Source organism: Pseudomonas cuatrocienegasensis (assembly GCF_900110925.1).
GTDB lineage: Bacteria > Pseudomonadota > Gammaproteobacteria > Pseudomonadales > Pseudomonadaceae > Aquipseudomonas > Aquipseudomonas cuatrocienegasensis.
Genome location: NZ_FOFP01000010.1, coordinates 170533 through 188336, shown reverse-complemented (window position 1 = coordinate 188336; position 17804 = coordinate 170533). Strand labels below are relative to the sequence as shown.

The window sequence follows — 17804 nt, the reverse complement described above, 5'->3', positions numbered from 1 at the left end:
CAACGCTTCCCAAGAGGTATGTAAGTGGCACTGACCATTCTCGGCCTGTCCGGCGCCCTTAGTCACGACCCGTCTGCGGCCCTGTATATCGACGGCAAGTTGATCGCGGCAGCCGAAGAAGAGCGCTTTGTGCGCGACAAGCACGCGAAGAACCGCATGCCCTACGAGTCGGCCAAGTTCTGCCTGGAACAGGCCGGCATCAAGCCCTCGGATGTCGATGTAGTGGCCATTCCCTTTGCGCCAATCAGCCTGTTTGGCAAGGCTCGCTGGCACTACGCCAAGCGCTACTGGTACGCGCCGGACCGCGCCCTCGACGCGATCCTTATGGGTAACCGTCGCTATAAGCGCTATCGCAAGAAGATCGTCTGGTGCCTGGAGCAACTGGGTTTCGATCCCAAGAAGATCAAGATCGAACCGGTCGAGCACCACCTGGCCCACGCCTCCAGTGCTTACCACTGCTCAGGCTTTACCGAGAAGACCGCGATCATGGGCATCGACGGCAAGGGTGAGTACGCCACCACCTTTTTCGGTTATGGCGAGAACGGCAAGATCCACAAGATCAAGGAGTTCTTTGATCCCGACTCCCTCGGCGGCCTGTATGGCGCGATCACCGAGTTCCTCGGCTTCGAAATGCTCGACGGCGAGTTCAAGGTCATGGGCATGGCGCCCTATGGCGACGCCAGTAAGTACGACTTCTCGCGCCTGGCCAAATTCGAAAATGGCGAACTGGTGATCAACACCGACTATGCCAACGTTATTGGTCTGCGCCGCTACAAGGAAAAGGGCAAGGGCTTCTACTTCTCGCCGAAACTGATCGAGTGGCTGGGTCCCAAGCGTGAAGGCGATATCGCCGACGATCCCTACATCCATTACGCCGCGAGCATGCAGGCGCTGTTCGAGACGCTCGCCCTGCAGATGATGGAGCATTACCTGGGCGACATCATCCGCGAAACCGGGAAGATCGCCTTCGCCGGCGGCTGCGCACTGAACGTCAAGCTCAACCAGAAGATCATCGCCCGCGACGACGTCAAGGAACTGTTCGTCCAGCCGGCCTCCGGCGACGCCGGTACCTCGGTCGGCGCCGCTGCCTATGTGTCGCACAAGCGCGGCGTGCCGGTGGAGAAGATGGAGCACGTCTACCTTGGCCCTGCCTACTCCAACGAAGACGTCATTGCCGCCTGCGCGCGCCACCCGAATGCGCCGAAATGGCAGCAGATCGACGATATGCCGCAGCGCATCGCCAAGATCATGGTCGACGGTAACCCCGTGGCCTGGTTCCAAGGCCGTATGGAGTTCGGCCCGCGCGCCTTGGGTGGCCGCTCGATCATCGGTTGCCCGAGCATTCCGGGCGTGGCCGACCGCATCAATGAGCAGATCAAGTTCCGTGAGCGCTGGCGCCCCTTCTGCCCGTCGATGCTCGACACGGTTGGGCCGCAGATGCTCAAGGTCGACCATCCGAGTCCGTTCATGACCTTCACCTTCGAGGTCAACGAAGAGTGGAAGACCCGCGTCAGCGAAGTGGTGCACGAGGATGGCACCTCTCGCGCCCAGGTGCTCAAACGCGAGTACAACCCGCGTTACTACGACATGATGCTGGAGCTGGAAAAACTCACCGGCAACGGCGTCTCGCTGAACACCTCGCTGAACCGCCGCGGCGAGCCGATGATTTGCTCACCGACTGATGCGTTGAACATGTTTTACGGCTCCGACCTGCAGTACCTGATTATGGAAGATATCTTGGTCGTCAAGGATGGAGTGGACGGGTATGCGCCCAGCTGACGCTGCGCAGGACACACCCTGGATCCTGCAGCTTTGCCATGGCTATGACGGGCCGTTCCTCGATTGTGCGCGGCAGTACGCTGCGTTATTCGTAGGCACGCGCTACCGGGTCTGCACGGTCTACCTGACAGGCGCGGCTAATGAGGCTGTCAGGCAGGGCTCGGCTTCCGATGAGGTCATCTTCCTCAACTTCTCCAGCCGCGCGTTGCGCGGGCTGAAGCTGCAGGCCATCCGCGAACTGTCCCGGTTGGCGGCTTCGCGGGATTTCGTGAGCTGCATCGCCCACCGCTTTAAACCCATCTACATTGCTCTGCTCGGTACAGCACTGCCGGTGATCGGTGTGCATCATGCCTTTGGTGTATACGACCGACCTTTGCGTCGCCTGTTTATCAGCCGCTTTCAGTCGCGCCTGCTGCTGCTGGGCGTCTCCAATGCCGTGCGTGATGACATCCGTCAGCAGTTGCCTCGCTGGCCGACCGAGCGTATCGAGACGTTGTACAACCGGATTGATGTTGCCGCGATCCAGGCCGAACAAGTCTCACGAGAAGTGGCGCGCGAGCATTTAGGGTTGCCTCAGGATGCCTGGGTTGTCGGGAATGTGGGCCGGCTGCATCCGGACAAGGATCAGGCCACCCTGATCCGTGGCTTCGCCCAAGCTCTGCCGGACCTGCCACCGGGCAGCCTGCTGGCGATCATGGGACAGGGACGGCTGGAAGCTGAGTTGCGGCAACTGGCGCATAGTCTCGGGCTCGACGAATCCGTACGCTTTCTTGGTCAGGTCGCCGATGGCCGTCGCTATTTCAAGGCGTTCGATGTATTTGCCCTCACCTCGGACCATGAGCCGTTCGGCATGGTCTTGCTGGAGGCCATGGCGGCTGGGGTGCCGGTGATTTGCAGTGACTGCGGTGGCGGGCGTGAAGTGGTGGATGGGGTGGGGCAGGTATTTCCATTTGGTGCGCACGCCAGCCTGGCCGGGCTTATAAGGCAGTCAGCCGCGACAAGCCCCGCAGAGCTCAGTGAGCGTGCTGCAAGGCAAGTTCTCAGAATCAGAGAGACATTTTCTGACGAGGCAGTAAGTCGGCAATTCAAACCGCTGATGTTGAGTGTGTGTCGATGAAAAACGCGTGTATGCAGCGTGACGACCTCATGCGAGAGAATCCCTGGCTTGCGAAAGCGCGAGAGCTGGATCAATACCGTTGGCTATTGCTGCGTGAGCGTCATGGCGTTTTGGGCAGCGCATTGCGCTTTGCCCGAGAGGCTATGGGCGACTGGTGGTTTGGCATGCGTGCCAGGTGGCGGCTTGCTAGGGACATAACTGCTGAACCCTGTGATTTTCTTCTGTTGCAGTCGGCCCCAAAGGTCATCGCTTTCCGGCGTAAGAGGCTTCTGATTGATGCCTTGCGCGCGCGCGGCTACACGCTTGTCGAGACCGCTCTGCAAGAGCCTGGGGCGATACTCCGCGGACGCATGCTCAAGCGTCCACCCTGTGCGGTGCCCAGCCGTTACTTCGGCCTTGCGGCGTATGCCGAGTGGATAGTCGAGTGTTACCGGCCTCGCGTTTTACTCAATGACCGTAACGGTAGCCTCTACAGTCCTTTCCTACGTCTGGCACTGAATACGCGCGGTCTTGTTCTGGTGCATCTCGCTCATGCGACGACGGTGGAGCGTTCGCGCCGCCTGAGCATGAATGACTACGACTACAACTTCCTGTTCGGTCAGAGTTCACTTGAGGCGTTGCAGGGGCGTGCATTGCGTTTCGGTCGTTCGACTGCCGTGCTGGCCGGCTCCCACATGATCGATAGTACCTACGACTTGCCGGTAGCCGATCCGAATGGGCGCACGCTGCTGATTCTCGGGGTTGGCCCTGACAAGGAGAAGGAGGCCGGCTACCAGACCACCTACAGGCTATTGCGTGATTGGGCTGCGCTGCACCCGGAGTACCAGGTGCTGGTCAAGGCACATCCGCGTAGCGAGGTACCCTTCTGGCAACAGGCAGCGGCTGCTCTCGATAACCTTGAGGTCTTGCCCCGCGAGTGCAGCCTCGCTGAGGCCCTCGGCCAGGCGACGGTGGCCGTCAACATCATGTCCAACGCGGTGATCGAGGCTGCCTTGGCGCGCCGGCCAATTATCTATGTCAATGCGGGTGAGGACGTGGATGTCTTTTCCCAGGAGCGCTTCCTGGGGCGACGCGTATCCTCTCTGGAAGATTTCTCTGCACGAATGGCCGAAGTCGCCGCTTTTCATGGTGCAAGCGTAGCCCGCTCTGCTTCACTGGCTGAATACCATCTCGCCCATGGTTGTGAGGGTTTGGCGCATTGCCTGTCACTGCTGCAGGTGTTGCAGGCTGGTGGTGAAATCAATGGAGTAGCCTTACCGGGGCATAGTCAGGTAGGGCATCACTCGGCAGGCCGAGAGTGCTGTTTTGAGCGTGCCTATGTGATTAACCTGGACCACCGCCACGACCGCTGGCTGCAGACGCTGAGCACCCTGCAAAGGGTCGGTATCGCTGCCGAGCGATTCTCCGCAGTCGATTTTTCCGCCCTTGCCGCCAGTAATGATTCGCCTTCCGCCGAGTTGGATGCATTCCTCAAGCGAGTGGATGGCGTGAGGCCGAGCAACGAGCACAAGTTGCGAGCGACCTGGGCCTGCATGCGCAGTCATCTGGCGATCATTCGCATGGCCAAGGAGCAGGGCCTGTCTTCAGTGCTGATCCTGGAGGATGACTGCGAGTTCGAACCTTATTCGCGCGCCGTGCTTGCTCGTGCCGAGCGCCAGCTGCAGACGCGTTCCTGGCAGATGCTTTATCTGGGTGGGACACTCAAGAAGGGTGGGCAGCGAACGGGGGTGTCAAAAAATCTAATGCAGGTGAGCCGGGTCCGGCTCGCCCATGCCTACGTCGTTCGCGCAGCATTGTATGACCGAATACTGGCAGAAGCCCCGGCCTCTGGCCTACCGCTCGACTGGTATTACTCCGAGTGCCTGCTGCCCTCTGTTGAGGCATATATGGTCAAACCTATCCTGGCCAATCAGCGGCTGTTCGACATGAGTGATATCGAGCAGGTTGAGCGACATCCCAAGTTCAAGACGCGCCAGGCGATCAGGCGTTGTCTGGCAAAAATTCGCTACGGACGCAATTGATGCTCACAACTATCAGGCGCCTGTCGCCATTAGCTACAACCAATCCTTATTTGGGTGCTTGGCTCGCCTTTGGGTTGGCCTGGTTCCTCCTCGGCATGCTGTTTCTGCCGAACAGCAAGCTGTACCACCAAGGGCTGATTCTTTTCCTGTGGCTGCCTGGGCTTGCTGTCTACCGGCCTGGGCTTTGGCAGCAACTGGGTTGGGATCGCTGGTTGCTCAGCGCCGTGCTGGCTTTTGCAGGCTGGAGTTTGCTGTCCATGTTGTGGGGGGGCGACTCCGGGTTGATCAAGGAGATGCTGTATGTCGGCTTGACCGTGCAAGCCTTGGCGCTCATAGGCAGCATCTATCGAGAGCGGTTTTGGCCGCTGCTGGCCTGCATCGTGTTGGTCGGTGGCCTGTGGGTTGGCTGGTTTATCCTGTCTTTTTACGTGCTACAGGGTATGCCGCTAAATGCGCGACTGGTTGGCGGCGGTGTACTTGATCATCCGATCCTGGCAGCCCAGGTCGTAGGCGGCTTGGGCATACTGTTGTGGTTTCTTCGACGTAGCTTGCCAGCCAATTTGCAAGGTTGGGTATGGCTGCTCGGATGTGGTTTATGCCTGGCTTTTGTTGTGCTTTCGCGCAGCAAGGGGCCGATGCTCGCGGTGGTAGCTACGCTGGTTCTGTCCTGCCTATGGATGCCGGGGCGACGTATCCAGATATTTTCTTGTCTGGTCGTTGTAGGAGCCGCATCGGCAATTCTGGCCTTCCCGGAGTTTCTCCTGCGCGGTGGTCTTTCCTACCGTCCCGATCTACTGCGTGATGCCTGGACGCTCTTTCTCCAGCATCCCTGGCTCGGGCTGGGAGCCGGTGCCGAATATCAACTCACCGTCGTGCAGATAGGGCAAGTATTCGAGCATGCCCATAACCTGTTTATGCATGTTCTTTTGCAATTGGGCGTTCCTGGGTTGGCCTTGTGGGGGCTGATGCTGGCCATTGTTGCCATGCGAGCCTGGCGCGCGCGCGAAACTATCGCAGGACGGGCACTGTGCGGGCTACTTTGCTTCTCTGGTCTGGCGCTGCTTTCGGATGGTGTTGGGCCTTGGATAAAGCCTAGGGAGGAGTGGTTTACGGTTTGGCTTCCGGTTTTCTTGTGCCTTGCGCAATACGCGAGCACGTATACGCAGAGCTGCGATAAGAGAACTGCATGATTAGTTTGGCTTGCCACGAGCCGTGCGGGAAACTCTTCCAAGGGTTGTCAGGATGATTGAACGCAAACTTCACTATTGCTGGTTTGGTGGCCGACCACTGCCGCTGCAGGCTCGACTCTGTCTGGCCTCTTGGGCTTATCACCTGCCGGATTATGAAATCGTGCGCTGGGATGAGCAGCGTTTCGATCCGGCTAGCCATCCTTTTACCGCGGACGCTTACGCTGCTGGTCGTTTCGCTTTCGTCTCAGATTATGTGCGGATGTTCGCGTTGTCTCAGCAAGGCGGAATCTATCTGGATGTCGACGTTGAGGTATTAAGCTCGTTGGACGGCTGCCTCGACGTGGATTTCTTCATCGGTCTTGAGGACCGGCAGCGCTTCGCCACATCGCTTATCGCCGCGGTAGCAGGTCACTGGTTACCTCAGCGGATGCTGGCTTACTACGACCAAAATACGTTTGCTGTAGAGCGTGTTTCCGAACTGGTCAATGTTAACGAAGTCAGCCGCCTGCTTCTGGAGCATGGGTTTTTGGGTACGGGTGGGTATGAGCGGCAGGGGGGCGAGCAGATTTATCCCATTGGGTGCTTTGGCGCCGCCAATCGGAAATTGGCGTGTGCTGATCGCGTTTATTCGCGTCATCTTTTTGCGGGGACTTGGCGCTCGACGCGCAACAAGGGAGCCTTAAGTAGAGCCTGGCGCTTGTTGCGCAATCTTCCAGAAAATCTGCAAGCACTGCTGAGGCTAGCCTTCTACAGGGCGGCACGGCGGCTGGCGAATCGCTAGCCGCGAGTCGGTTTACCTGTAATGAGCTGACCCTGCTGCGGAATAAAATAGCGTTCTTTGCGCCCCGCACCATGTCGCTTGAAATACTCGTAGAACTCGACGAATTTCTTCTGATCCAGCCCCGGGAACTTTATCAGCTTGGTATGTACCAGTTGATCGTAATTCGCCTCATCGATATAAGCATGCAGTTTGAACTCAAACAGTAAGCCCAGCTGATAGCCAAGTGTTTCCGCAGAGAAAAGTGTTTGGCGCAGGAAGCAATTCTCAAAGTCAATGACTTTGATGGTGGGTGTTGGACTGTCCGAGAGCATGAAATTTCCCAGCCAGAGATCAAGGTGGTAAATGTTCTGGCTATTGAGCTCAAGGATGCAATCGATGAGCCTGGGGAGTAGTTGGGGTAATGCTGACGAGTAGCGATCTAGCCACTGAGCGCCGTTGAGAAAGCCTGTTTGATCTTCAATGATCAGGACCACCTCGTTGATCAGCCCAAACCGTCCACGGATATGGCTGTAGCCAAGTAGTTGTGGGGTTAAAGCTGTTAATCGATTGACCTTTAGACTGTTGCGTAATTCCGCTATTGGCCAGTCGAGGGCACCTGAGCGGCGGCGTAGCCCAAATGTTACGCGCAAGCGTGAAATCAGGCTGCTTAGGTGGGTAGTCTTGATGAAGAGATGTCCCCCCGCCGTGCTTATGCTACCCCAGAGGCGATGCCGTCCGAGCCTTTGGCGTTCTGCGATCAGGCTGCGAATGAATTCGCCAACTTGTGGGGTCTGTAAGTGTGGCGTCGGATTGACAAGGGTTATAGCGTTAGTTTTTTTTGGTTTTACAGTTATTTGCATAAGCCCAGTAAAGTCCTTTTAGGGTGCTTAGGGGGAAGTTATTTATCTTGCGCCGCTGGAGGTAGCCCTCAAGGTGGCGAAAGTTACGCTGAGCATGCCAGCCTGACAACGGTAGCCTTTTGCGCCGCAGGTCGAGAAAGTCTATCAGGCCAAATTCTCCTTTACTCAGCCAGAGGATATTGCCAAGGTGCAGGGAGCGGAAGTAGATACGTTTAGCATGAAGTTGGGCAATGAAACGCGCCAGCTCTGGCAGTATTCGTTCGAGTTGCTCAGGGTCCTGCTTGAGAATTTGCTCTAAGGAACAGCCTTCCAATGGTTCATACAGGCAGGCGCTAAGCCCCTTTTGATCGTCGAGCCAGAAAGCTTCACTGACGTGCGGCGCGGCTATACCTTGCTGTTTGAGTAATTCGGCATTGCGGGCAAAGCGTAGTGCAGGTGGAAATAGACGGGCTAGCATCGCTGCACGGCGAGTGTGGAAGATTTTCAGGAAGCGACCATCGCTTAGCTGGACAACCTTAGGCCCGCGTGCGTCTCGCTCAACAATCCTTCCTGTGGCCAGCCAGCTTTCCAGCTGCTGCGCTGTTACAATCCGCATCTTATTCCTCTAGCCAGTCGTATGGGGCTTGCCGAATGTCCAATTCTACCCAGCAATCCAGTCTGAAGGTGTATTTGCGGTTGCTGCGCTATGTCGTGCCGTACTGGGGGCTGTTCTCGATCAGCTTGCTGGGCTTCCTGATCTTCGCGTCGACCCAGCCGATGCTCGGCTACATGTTGAAGTTCTTTGTCGATGGATTGAGCAATCCGAATGCCGGGCTTTTCTCGGAGGTGCCTTGGCTGCTGGAACATGCCACCTGGATTGCCGAACTTAAGCTGTTGCAGGCTGTGCCTTTGCTGATCGTATTGATCGCCCTGTGGCAAGGAGTGGGGTCGTTTCTGGGCAACTATTTCCTGGCCAAGGTTTCGCTCGGGCTGGTGCAGGACCTGCGTGTAGCGCTGTTCAACAGCATGCTCAACCTGCCGAATCGCTATTTTGACAACCACAGTTCCGGGCACCTAATTTCTCGCATCACCTATAACGTGACCATGGTGACTGGGGCGGCGACGGATGCGATTAAAGTGGTGGTTCGCGAAGGCATGACGGTGGTGTTTCTATTCGCGACCCTGCTATGGATGAACTGGCGCCTGACCCTGGTGATGGTAGCGATTCTCCCAATAATCGGTTTGATGGTGACCAGCACCAGCAAGAAATTTCGCAAGCAAAGTAAGAAAATCCAGCTGGCGATGGGCGATGTCACCCATGTCACATCGGAGACTATTCAGGGTTATCGCGTCGTGCGTAGTTTTGGTGGCGAACAGTACGAGCAACAGCGCTTTTTCGACGCCAGCGAAGACAACAAGAACAAGCAGTTGAAGATGGTCAAGACCAACGCGGTCTACACGCCTTCCTTGCAGTTGGTGATCTACAGCGCCATGGCCGTGTTGATGTTCTTGGTGCTGTGGTTGCGTGGTGATGCGTCTGCGGGTGATCTGGTGGCCTACATCACCCTGGCCGGGTTGCTGCCCAAGCCGATTCGCCAGCTGTCTGAGGTCAGTTCGACTATCCAGAAAGGCGTGGCTGGTGCTGAAAGCATATTCGAGCAGCTCGACGAGGCGCCGGAAGTCGATCAGGGCACGCAGACCCGTGAGCGGATCAGCGGGCGGCTTGAGGTGCGGGGTCTTAATTTCAGTTACCCAGGTGCCGAGAAACCGGTGCTCAGCGACATCTCCTTTAGCGTCGAACCAGGCCAGATGGTGGCGCTGGTAGGCCGCTCCGGTAGCGGTAAATCGACGTTGGCCAACCTGATTCCGCGCTTCTACCAGCATGACCAGGGGCAGATTCTGCTCGACGGCTTGGCGATTGAGGAATACACCCTGCGTAACCTGCGTCGGCATATTGCGCTGGTCACTCAGCATGTCACCTTGTTCAACGACAGCGTGGCGAACAATATCGCTTATGGCGACCTGGCCGGCGCGCCGCTGGAAGCCGTCCAGCAGGCGGCTCGTGATGCCTTTGCCGATGAATTCATCGAGAAGATGCCACAGGGCTACGACACCCTGGTCGGCGAAAACGGCGTGCTGCTTTCCGGTGGTCAGCGTCAGCGCCTGGCGATTGCCCGTGCACTACTCAAGGATGCGCCGCTGCTGGTGCTCGATGAGGCCACCTCGGCGCTCGATACCGAATCCGAGCGGCATATCCAGGGAGCTCTGGATCGAGTGATGACTGGGCGCACCACGCTGGTCATCGCTCACCGGCTGTCGACCATCGAGAAGGCCGACCTGATTCTGGTCATGGACCAGGGGCGGATCGTCGAGCGTGGCACCCATACCGAGTTGCTGGCGCTCAATGGCTTTTACGCCCGCCTGCATGCCATGGGGCTGGATGACAGCCCAGCCGCAGACATCGCCTGATAAACTACACCCCCGCCACCTGAGGCTCTGGAGTTGCCATGAAGTTGTCCATGCCCCGTTTCGACCAAGCGCCCGTTCTCGTGGTGGGCGATGTCATGCTCGACCGTTATTGGCATGGCGGTACCTCGCGCATCTCTCCGGAGGCGCCAGTGCCGGTGGTCAAGGTCGAGCAGATCGAAGATCGCCCCGGTGGTGCTGCCAACGTCGCCTTGAATATCGCAGCCCTTGGCGCACCGGCCTTTCTGGTGGGGGTGACCGGGCGTGACGAGGCCTCCGAGAGCCTGGCCGACAGCCTGCAAGCGGCGGGCGTGCAGACGCGTTTCCAGTTCATTGACGACCAGCCAACCATCGTCAAGCTACGAGTGATGAGCCGGCATCAGCAATTGCTGCGCATGGATTTCGAAGAACCGTTTCGTACCGACACCGCCGCCCTGGCTGCAGATGTCGATGGCATGCTCGCCGGGGTCAAGGTGCTGGTGCTCTCCGATTACGGCAAGGGCGCGTTGCAGAATCACCAGGCTCTGATCCAGCTGGCCCGTGCCCGCGGTATTCCGGTGCTGGCCGACCCCAAGGGCAAGGATTTTTCGATCTACCGCGGTGCCAGCCTGATCACCCCGAACCTCAGCGAGTTCGAGCTGATTGTTGGCGGTTGCGCTGATGAGGCCGAGCTGGTCAGCAAGGGCGCTGCGCTGATGCGTGATCTGGACCTCGGTGCACTGTTGGTGACCCGTGGCGAGCACGGCATGACCCTGTTGCGTCCGCAGCACGCACCGCTGCACCTGCCGGCGCGGGCGCGCGAGGTGTTTGACGTCACCGGCGCTGGTGACACGGTGATCTCGACCCTGGCCGCTGCCATTGCCGCAGGCGAAGAGCTGCCCCAGGCTGTGGCACTGGCCAACCTGGCCGCTGGCATCGTCGTTGGCAAGCTGGGCACGGCGGCCATCAGTGCGCCTGAGCTGCGTCGCGCGGTACAGCGCGAAGAGGGCTCCGAGCGCGGTGTGTTGAGCCTGGACCAGCTGCTGTGCTCCATCGAAGATGCCCGCGCCCATGGCGAGCGCATTGTGTTCACCAATGGTTGCTTCGACATTCTGCACGCCGGGCATGTCACCTACCTGGAACAGGCCCGCGCCCAGGGCGACCGGTTGGTGCTGGCGGTCAACGATGATGCTTCGGTTAGTCGCCTCAAAGGCCCTGGCCGGCCGATCAACTCGGTCGACCGGCGCATGGCCGTACTGGCCGGCCTGGGCGCCGTGGACTGGGTCGTGAGCTTCAGCGAAGACACCCCTGAGCGCCTGCTCAAGCAGGTGCAGCCTGACATCTTGGTCAAGGGCGGCGACTATGGCGTTGATCAGGTAGTGGGCGCCGATATCGTCACCGCTTATGGTGGCGAGGTGCGCGTGCTGGGGCTGGTGGAAAACAGCTCGACCACGGCCATCGTCGAGAAGATCCGCCGCCAGGATTGATTCAGAACCGGGTGCCCATGGTCTGCATGGGCTACCCAGTTGCTGAGTTAGCGGTTAACCAACTTTGCGCTTTATCGCTTTGCTGGCCTTGAGGGTTTCCAGCCCCTGCTGCGCCACCCAGTCGCGCCAGCGAATACGCTCTTCACGTACCACCCAGCCGTCCTGCGCCGCAAAACTTTCTGCTAGCCAAAGGCCGCGGGTGGCGACGCTTTTCAGGGTGCCGTTTTTCAGGGTCAGCAGTTCGGCGGTTGGGCGGCCCTGCTCCAGCGGAATCAGGTACAGGTCCGGGCGGGCGCGGTCGAGGCGGGCAATCAACTGACCATCCTCGAAGCATTCATCCACATGAAACAGGCTCAGTTGGCGCGTTTCGCGCGGCAGCTCCAGTTGCATGTCGTAGACCAGTTGCAGGGATGCTGTGGGCAGGTGCACGTAGGCGCGCGGGCGCTCCAGCAGGGTCATGTTGGCGCACTGCACCGGTCGGGCAGCACCAGACAGCGGGCTGAGGCGGAACTGCACGGCTTCGCGGTAGTGCAGGGTGCCCTGGTAAGGCGTTGGCAGCCAGGTATCGCCGAAGCGCCCGGCCAACCAGCCCTCCGGGGTTTCCAGTAGGCACTCTTCGGCCACTTCCTGAATGGCGGTGAGCAGCGGCAGGTTCAGCTCGTGGGCCGGTACGTAGCCGGAAATCAGCTTGAGCACCACATCGCCGCGGTCCTGCCGGCGCTGACGCACCAGTACCCAGTAATCCTTGCCCTGCCAACTGAGGGTCAGACGCACCGAGACGCCGAGGTTGGCCAGTTCGATAGCGAAGCGTTGAGGGTCGCTGACCTCGACGGGGCGGCGCCGTTCGAGCATTTCAGTGAAGTTCAGCGGGCGTCCCAGGCTCTGGTAGCTCAGCCCGTCGGTGCTGGCTTCTACGTACAACGGCAGGGTCTTGAAAGCGGTGGGGTTCTTGCGAATCAGCGTGCGCGGCATATCGGCTCCTTCTTGCGTTGGGGTCGGCCACCTAGGCGGAATGGGCAGCGTGGTTCTTGATGCAGGCAGTGGTGTCTGCTTTCGCGATCAGGTGTCTGGCTTACTCGTGGCCGCGCGTGCAGCGGCAACAGACCCTAAACACTAGCGCGAATTATCGCGGCAGCTGTACTCACATTGTGTGACAGATGGTGTGGGTTGATGGTGCCGACGATGGCGCTGGCCGCCGCCGGATGGCTGAAAATCAGGCGGAAGCTGGCCTGGATTGGGTCTTCGCCGTCTTGCAGGCAGGCGTGGCCGCTGGCCAGGGCTTTCTTGATCAGGATTGCCTTGCCGTGTTCGGCGGCGTAGTCGAGCACCGGGCGTTCGGCTTGTTCGTTAAGGTTGTAGGTGACCATGGCGCAGTCACCGCTGGCCAGCGCTTGCAGGCCGCCGGCGACGGTTTTGCCGGAGAGGCCATAGCCGCGAATCTTGCCCTCGGCCTTGAGCGCCGCGAGGGTGTCGTAGACCCCAGCCTGCAGGGCGTCCAGATCATTGCCGTCGGAATGCACCAGCACCAGGTCGATGACATCGGTTTCCAGGCGCTTGAGGCTGCGCTCCACCGAGAAGCGCGTGTGGGCGGCGGAAAAATCGAAGTGCGAGTGACCATTGTCGAACTCTTCACCGACCTTGCTGACGATCACCCAGTCCTGCCGTTGCCCGCGCAGCAACGGGCCGAGGCGGGTTTCGCTGCTGCCATAGGCCGGCGCGGTGTCGATCAGGTTGATGCCCAGATCGCGGGCCTGGTCGAGCAGGCGGCGCACGCTGGCGTCATCGGGGATGGTGAAGCCGTTGGGGTATTTCACCCCTTGGTCACGGCCGAATTTGACGGTGCCCAGACCCAGTGGCGAGACCCTCAGGCCGGTGCTGCCCAGCGGGCGATGCAGGTCGTGCAGGCTGGTCATGGCAGCAGGGTCTCCCAAACGGGCAGCGCCAGGGGCGGGCGCGGCAACGCGGGCAGAGGCGGCTGCGCCTGCGGGACGATGGCGTCGCGCTGCAGGGCGGCCAGCACGCGGTCGGTGAAATCCGGCGCCAGTGCCAGCTTGGTCGGCCAGCCGACCAACAGGCGTTGCTGATCGGCGAGGAAGGCATTGTCCGGGCGTACCAGGCCGGACTGCGCCGGCTCGGCGCGGTCGACACGCAGCGTGGCCCAGCGGGTTTCGCGCTGGTCGACCCAAGGCAGCAAGTCGGCCATTTCCTTTTGCGCGGCGCGGATCTGCGCCGCTTCGTCGCGGGCCACGCCGTCGGCTTCGGCCAGGTCGCCGCCGAGGTACCAGACCCATTGGCCGTTGGCCGCTGGATGGGTGGTCACGGTGACGCGCGGCTTTGGCCCGCCGCCCAGGCAGTGGGCATACAGCGGTTTCAGCGCCGGGCCCTTGGCCAGCACCATGTGCAGCGGGCGCAGTTGCTGTTTGGGTTGCTCGACCCCGAGCGCAGCGAGCAACTCGGCATTGCCGGCGCCGGCGCTGAGCACTACGCGCTGGGCGCGGATTTCCCGGCCATCGACGCGCAGGCCGCAGAGCCCGTTGTCGTCGTGCAACGGCTCGATGCGCTCGCCGGCCAGCAGGCTGTCGCCGGCCAGTTCGGCCAGGCGTGCGACCAGGCTGGGCACGTCGAGCACCAGCTCGGCCAGGCGGTAGACCTTGCCTTTGAATTTTGGGTGCTGCAGCGCCGGTGGCAGGGCCTCGCCCTTGACCTGATCGACGCGGCCGCGCACCGCTTTGCTGGCGAAGAAACTGGTGATATTGCCGGCCAGGCTGCCGGGCGACCACAGGTAGTGGGCATCGGAGAGCAGGCGCACGCCGCTCAGGTCAAGTTCGCCGCTGCCCTCCAGCGCTTCGCGCCAGCGCCGCGGCATGTCGGCGATGGCTTCGGAAGCACCGGTCAGCGCACCGTGCAGTGCGTACTTGGCGCCGCCGTGGATGATGCCCTGGGATTTCAGGCTCTGCCCGCCGCCCAGACTGGCGCGTTCTACCAGCACGGTGGCATAGCCCAGGCGGCGTAACCGCGCATTCAGCCAGAGGCCGGCGATACCGCCGCCTACGATCAGGATGTCAGTGCTCAGCGCCTCGGTCATGGACCCATCTCGTCGGGAAAACAGGCGCGCAGTATAACCCGAGGTTTGCTTAGTGCCCGGTGACCCGGGAGAACAACTGAATGACCACCACGCCGGCCACGATCATGCCCATGCCGAGCATCGCCGGCAGGTCGAGCTTTTGTCCGTAGACAAAGGTGGCCGCCACGCTGACCAAGACGATGCCCAGCCCGGCCCAGATGGCATAGGCGATGCCCACGGGGATGGTGCGCACCACCAGAATCAGCATCCAGAACGCGATGCTGTAGCCACCGATCACCAGCAGCAGGGGCAGCGGTTTGTTGAAGCCGTCGATGGCTTTCATCGAGGTGGTCGCGACCACTTCGGCAGCGATGGCAATGGCGAGGTAGAGGTATCCGGGCATGGCGTTTGGCTCCTGAACAATGACGGAATTCTAAGCCTGTGGGTGATGGGGTAAAGTGATTACCAATCTGTAAATAAGATAGGTTGCGCCTATGAACTGGAACCTGGAGCAGTTGCGCTTGTTCGTACAGGTCGCCGAGCAGCAGTCGTTCTCCGCCGTGGCGCGCCAGGCGCAGCGCGCGCAATCGGCGGTGAGTAACGCCATTGCGCTCTTGGAGACCGACCTGGGGGTGCTGCTGTTCGAGCGCAGCAGCGGTCGCCAGCCGCGCCTGACCACAGCCGGTGCGTCCTTGCTGGAGGAGGCACGCGAAGTGCTGCGCCAGTGCGAGCGTCTCGATGGTCGGGCGCTGGGCTTGGTGCGCGGCGAGGAGGTACTGCTGCGTCTGGCCCAGGACGAAGCTATGCCCTACCAGCCGGTGCTCGATAGCCTGGAGGCGCTGGCCCGGCAATTTCCGCTGCTGGAGGTGCAACTGGCCAGTGGCGCCCAGGGCGAGGTGGCTTGCAAGCTGCTGGAGCGCCGCGCCGACCTCGGTTTGCTGTTCCATCAGGAGCAGATGCCCAATGCCCTTGAGCGCCAGCGTCTGGGTACTGTCGACATGGTCACGGTGTGTGGAGTAGGCCACCCCCTGGCCACTGCCGGGCATGTCGACCGACGCGCTCTGGCCCGCCATCGGCAGTTGCTGATGGCGCCGCAGTACCCCGGTGGCGAGCAGATCAGTCCGGCGGTCTGGCGCACCGACAGCTTCTACGCCATGGCCGAGCTGCTGATGCGCAACCTTGGCTGGGCCTGGTTGCCGCGCCATGTGGTGCAGTACCCGACTTACCAGGGACAACTGGTCGAGCTGAGCAGTGATTGGACGCCGCCGCCGCTGGTGGTCGAACTGGTGTGCCGGCGTGATGAGGCGCTGGGCCCGGCGGCGCTCTGGCTGGCCGAGTGTTTTGCCCAGCACCTGCGGGCCAATGGCTGATTGGGTGCGGCCTGTCCGATAGGGTCTGTTCCCGTTTCGTTCGCGGCCGCGCCGGAGCCAGTTTTAGCGCGAGGCAAGGCACGAGATGCGAAGTTTAGCCGGCTAAATGAGCCATCGAGAAACGCAGCGTCGCGCTAAAACGGGCCCGGCCCTGCGGGTTGCGCGCAAAATCTCGCCATGCGGTGTTGGAGGACTTGGCAAGGGAACAACCATTCCCTGCGTCCTCCGCCTTGCCTGGCGAGATTTTTCGCAGCAACGCGGCTTGCGACGAAACGGGAACAGACCCTAAGCTGCGCGCCCATGAATAGAGCCCTCTACACCCTGTTGTTTCATCTCGGCCTGCCGCTGGTGGCCGGTCGACTGGCCTGGCGCGCCTGGCGTGCGCCGGCTTATGCCCAACGCATTGGCGAGCGCTTCGCCCTGGGCCTGCCACCGGTCAAACCCGGCGGTATCTGGCTGCATGCGGTCTCGGTGGGCGAAAGCATTGCCGCGGCGCCGTTGGTGCGTGAGCTGCTGGTGCGCTATCCGCAGTTGCCGATCACCATCACCTGCATGACCCCGACCGGTTCTGAGCGCATCCAGGCGCTGTTCGGCGGGGCGGAATACGCCGGCCGGGTGCAGCACTGCTACCTGCCCTATGACCTGCCTTGGGCGGCGGCGCGCTTTCTTGATCGGCTGCAGCCAACGCTGGCGGTGATCATGGAGACCGAGCTATGGCCGAACCATATTCACCAGTGCGCGCGCCGTGGCATCCCGGTGGCGCTGGCCAATGCGCGCCTGTCGGCCCGCTCGGCGCGGGGCTATGGGCGCTTCGCCAAGCTCACCGCGCCGATGCTCGCCGAGATGAGCCTGATTGCCGTGCAGACCCAGGTCGAGGCTGAGCGTTTTCTCAGCCTGGGCGCGCGCCCCGAAACCGTCGAGGTGACGGGGTCGATCAAGTTTGACCTGCGCATCGAGGCTGATCTGCCGGTGCGGGCGAATGCGTTGCGTAGCGAGTGGCAGGCGGCTGAGCGCCCGGTGTGGATCGCTGCCAGTACCCATGAGGGCGAAGACGAAATCGTTCTGGCCGCACACCGCCAGCTACTGCAGATCTACCCGAATGCCCTGCTGGTTCTGGTGCCGCGCCACCCCGAGCGTTTCAACGCTGTGCATGAGCGTATTCAGCGCAGTGGTCTGTCGGTGCGTCGACGCTCGACCGGCGAGCCGCTGCAGGCGGGCGATCAGGTGTTGCTGGGCGACACCATGGGCGAGCTGCTGTTTCTCTATGCATTGGCTGATGTGGCCTTTGTTGGCGGCAGCCTGGTGGCTAACGGCGGGCATAACCTGCTGGAGCCGGCGGCGCTGGGCAAACCGGTGCTCAGTGGTCCGCACCTGTTCAACTTTCTCGATATCGCCGCGCAATTGCGCGAGGCGGGGGCGTTGCTTGAGGTTGCGGACGCCGAGGGCTTGGCGCAGGCCGTGGCCAACTTGTGGCGCGAGCCTGAGGAGGCTGAACGCCGGCGTCAGGCCGGGCTCGCGGTGCTCAAGGCGAATCAGGGGGCGTTGGAGCGGTTGTTGGCGGGGTTGCGGCGTTTGCTAGATGCCTAAGGGGTGTTGCCGTTTCGCTCGCGGCCGCGCCGGAGTTCCGGTAAGCCGCGACGCTTTCAGCGTGTCCAAGGCCAATCGCGAATAAAAGCATCGCGAATAAAGGCTAGGCGCCCCCTTCGCTCCTACAGGTCGTAGTCGCCGGCTC

At 61.0% G+C, this 17804-nt stretch carries 15 protein-coding genes; 9 read left to right on the top strand and 6 right to left on the bottom strand.

Translation table 11 applies throughout. The features are described 5' to 3' along the window. Nucleotides 1-24: 24 nt before the first annotated feature. The 5 genes from BMW49_RS15255 to BMW49_RS15235 are packed head-to-tail and all read left to right on the top strand — an operon-like array spanning nucleotide 25 to nucleotide 6888. Complete coding sequence (locus BMW49_RS15255; RefSeq protein ID WP_069521856.1) at nucleotides 25-1779, top strand: carbamoyltransferase family protein; 1755 nt, start codon at nucleotides 25-27, stop codon at nucleotides 1777-1779. Then, the gene (locus BMW49_RS15250) at nucleotides 1766-2896 is read left to right on the top strand and encodes a glycosyltransferase (RefSeq protein WP_069521854.1); all 1131 of its coding nucleotides are present in this window, start codon (nucleotides 1766-1768) and stop codon (nucleotides 2894-2896) included. Before BMW49_RS15255 ends, BMW49_RS15250 begins: the two co-directional genes overlap by 14 nt. A gap of 11 nt (nucleotides 2897-2907) precedes the next feature. Then, nucleotides 2908-4917, top strand: a complete 2010-nt coding sequence (locus BMW49_RS15245) for a glycosyltransferase family 25 protein (protein WP_244168352.1) — start codon at nucleotides 2908-2910, stop codon at nucleotides 4915-4917. Beyond that, nucleotides 4917-6107: an O-antigen ligase family protein gene (locus BMW49_RS15240; RefSeq protein WP_069521852.1), complete on the top strand. Its 1191-nt coding sequence runs from the start codon at nucleotides 4917-4919 to the stop codon at nucleotides 6105-6107. The genes BMW49_RS15245 and BMW49_RS15240 overlap by 1 nt, the downstream gene beginning before the upstream one ends. 52 nt (nucleotides 6108-6159) lie before the next feature. Further along, a complete protein-coding gene (locus BMW49_RS15235) occupies nucleotides 6160-6888 on the top strand; it encodes a glycosyltransferase family 32 protein (protein ID WP_069521850.1) in 729 nt (242 codons plus the stop codon). On the opposite strand, the gene BMW49_RS24590 is transcribed toward BMW49_RS15235, so the two are convergent. Together BMW49_RS24590 and BMW49_RS15225 are read right to left on the bottom strand one after the other, a co-directional pair. Then, the gene (locus tag BMW49_RS24590; protein ID WP_139133848.1) at nucleotides 6885-7727 is read right to left on the bottom strand and encodes a BUD32 family EKC/KEOPS complex subunit; all 843 of its coding nucleotides are present in this window, start codon (nucleotides 7725-7727) and stop codon (nucleotides 6885-6887) included. The genes BMW49_RS15235 and BMW49_RS24590 overlap by 4 nt on opposite strands. Then, on the bottom strand, nucleotides 7696-8322 hold the full coding sequence (locus BMW49_RS15225) for a phosphotransferase (protein WP_069521846.1): 627 nt from the start codon (nucleotides 8320-8322) through the stop codon (nucleotides 7696-7698). The genes BMW49_RS24590 and BMW49_RS15225 overlap by 32 nt, the downstream gene beginning before the upstream one ends. A gap of 35 nt (nucleotides 8323-8357) precedes the next feature. On the opposite strand from BMW49_RS15225, the gene msbA reads away from it, so the two are divergent. Both msbA and hldE read left to right on the top strand, forming a co-directional pair. Next, nucleotides 8358-10175, top strand: coding sequence for a lipid A export permease/ATP-binding protein MsbA (msbA, locus tag BMW49_RS15220; RefSeq protein WP_069521844.1), 1818 nt, complete (start codon nucleotides 8358-8360; stop codon nucleotides 10173-10175). A gap of 38 nt (nucleotides 10176-10213) precedes the next feature. Then, the gene (gene hldE / locus BMW49_RS15215) at nucleotides 10214-11638 is read left to right on the top strand and encodes a bifunctional D-glycero-beta-D-manno-heptose-7-phosphate kinase/D-glycero-beta-D-manno-heptose 1-phosphate adenylyltransferase HldE (protein WP_069521842.1); all 1425 of its coding nucleotides are present in this window, start codon (nucleotides 10214-10216) and stop codon (nucleotides 11636-11638) included. Between the two features lie 54 nt (nucleotides 11639-11692). Here the strand turns inward: hldE and BMW49_RS15210 are convergent, their stop codons facing one another. The 4 genes from BMW49_RS15210 to BMW49_RS15195 form a co-directional block, all read right to left on the bottom strand. Further along, nucleotides 11693-12610 (bottom strand): metal ABC transporter ATPase, encoded by a 918-nt coding sequence (locus tag BMW49_RS15210; RefSeq protein WP_069521840.1) that lies wholly within the window; start codon nucleotides 12608-12610, stop codon nucleotides 11693-11695. Nucleotides 12611-12744: 134 nt separating this feature from the next. Beyond that, on the bottom strand, nucleotides 12745-13551 hold the full coding sequence (locus tag BMW49_RS15205) for an aldo/keto reductase (RefSeq protein WP_069521838.1): 807 nt from the start codon (nucleotides 13549-13551) through the stop codon (nucleotides 12745-12747). Further along, on the bottom strand, nucleotides 13548-14723 hold the full coding sequence (locus BMW49_RS15200; RefSeq protein ID WP_069521836.1) for an NAD(P)/FAD-dependent oxidoreductase: 1176 nt from the start codon (nucleotides 14721-14723) through the stop codon (nucleotides 13548-13550). Before BMW49_RS15200 ends, BMW49_RS15205 begins: the two co-directional genes overlap by 4 nt. A gap of 49 nt (nucleotides 14724-14772) precedes the next feature. Further along, nucleotides 14773-15105: a DMT family transporter gene (locus BMW49_RS15195; protein ID WP_069521834.1), complete on the bottom strand. Its 333-nt coding sequence runs from the start codon at nucleotides 15103-15105 to the stop codon at nucleotides 14773-14775. A 91-nt stretch (nucleotides 15106-15196) separates the two neighbouring features. Between BMW49_RS15195 and BMW49_RS15190 the strand changes: the two genes are divergently transcribed. Both BMW49_RS15190 and waaA read left to right on the top strand, forming a co-directional pair. Next, on the top strand, nucleotides 15197-16072 hold the full coding sequence (locus BMW49_RS15190) for a LysR family transcriptional regulator (RefSeq protein WP_069521832.1): 876 nt from the start codon (nucleotides 15197-15199) through the stop codon (nucleotides 16070-16072). Between the two features lie 300 nt (nucleotides 16073-16372). After that, complete coding sequence (gene waaA / locus BMW49_RS15185; RefSeq protein WP_069521829.1) at nucleotides 16373-17659, top strand: lipid IV(A) 3-deoxy-D-manno-octulosonic acid transferase; 1287 nt, start codon at nucleotides 16373-16375, stop codon at nucleotides 17657-17659. The last annotated feature ends 145 nt before the right edge of the window (nucleotides 17660-17804 follow it).